Source organism: Streptomyces sp. T39, from assembly GCF_008042045.1.
GTDB lineage: Bacteria > Actinomycetota > Actinomycetes > Streptomycetales > Streptomycetaceae > Streptomyces.
This window is the reverse complement of record NZ_RDBP01000174.1, coordinates 1-913: the sequence shown is the minus strand read 5'-3', so window position 1 is coordinate 913 and position 913 is coordinate 1. Positions and strand designations below refer to the sequence as shown.

The window sequence follows — 913 nt, the reverse complement described above, 5'->3', positions numbered from 1 at the left end:
GCTGGCTTAACGCCTCCGGCGGGGCGGGTGGACGGTTCGTGACCTGGGCGAACCATGACTCCTGCGCGAAGAACATGCTCGCGACGCTCGCGGTCATCGAGGCCGAGCAGCTCGCCGACCGCATCACCGTGGTGACCCGCTCCGGCACGGGCTATCTCCTGCTGGAACACAGCCGTCTCCCGGGCCGTCCAGGCGCGCGAGCGGCCTCGGGCGACCGCCTTGTCGGCGGCGGGCCGACGCCGCCACGCGCCGGCGACGAGCTCGTTGTCATACAGCACCGTGCCGGAGCGGGTCACCACGGTGATGCGGTCGGCGAGCTGCTCGGCCTCGATGACCGCGAGCGTCGCGAGCATGTTCTTCGCGCAGGAGTCATGGTTCGCCCAGGTCACGAACCGTCCACCCGCCCCGCCGGAGGCGTTAAGCCAGCTGGGCATCATTGATCGCTTCCTCACCGAGGCCTCCGGCGTCGCGAGCGCGACGACCTCGATCCGGTGCCGGGAACGGCGGTACGCCGCCGCCGACGCACGGAAGTCATCGGGGTCGGCGAGGGCGGATTCGACGACCGCGTCCAGGCCGTGGTCACGGACGTACTCCTCGACGGCTGCCTGCCAGAAGCTGGTGTCCGGCCGGACCTTCGCGCCGACGTCCGGACCGCCGGCGCGAAGGTCCGGACGTCGGCGGCCAGCGCTGCGGCGTAGTGGCAGTGGGCGGCCTTGTAGAGGTCGCGGCCGATCCGCACGGAGCCACCGCGCCGCCCGAGTGCCGCCTGGACCAAGTCGGCGGCGTTGGTCTTCCCGGCCCCCGGCTGGCCACCGACGAACACCACGACCGGACGGGCCTGGGGCGCAGCGCTCGCGGCGGCAGTGGGCAGGATCACCCGCCTCAGCACGGCCCGGCTCTCGCGGTCCGGAAG

1 protein-coding gene and 1 pseudogene are annotated in these 913 nt (G+C 72.7%); both read right to left on the bottom strand.

The window, feature by feature from the left end; translation table 11 throughout:
- Positions 1 to 704, bottom strand: a 704-nt coding sequence (locus EAO77_RS39585) for a zeta toxin family protein (RefSeq protein WP_261994314.1), incomplete at its 3' end; no start/stop codon positions are given.
- 35 nt (positions 705 to 739) lie between these two features.
- Positions 740 to 823, bottom strand: a pseudogene (locus EAO77_RS40805) (zeta toxin family protein); the annotation flags it as partial.
- Positions 824 to 913 lie beyond the last annotated feature (90 nt).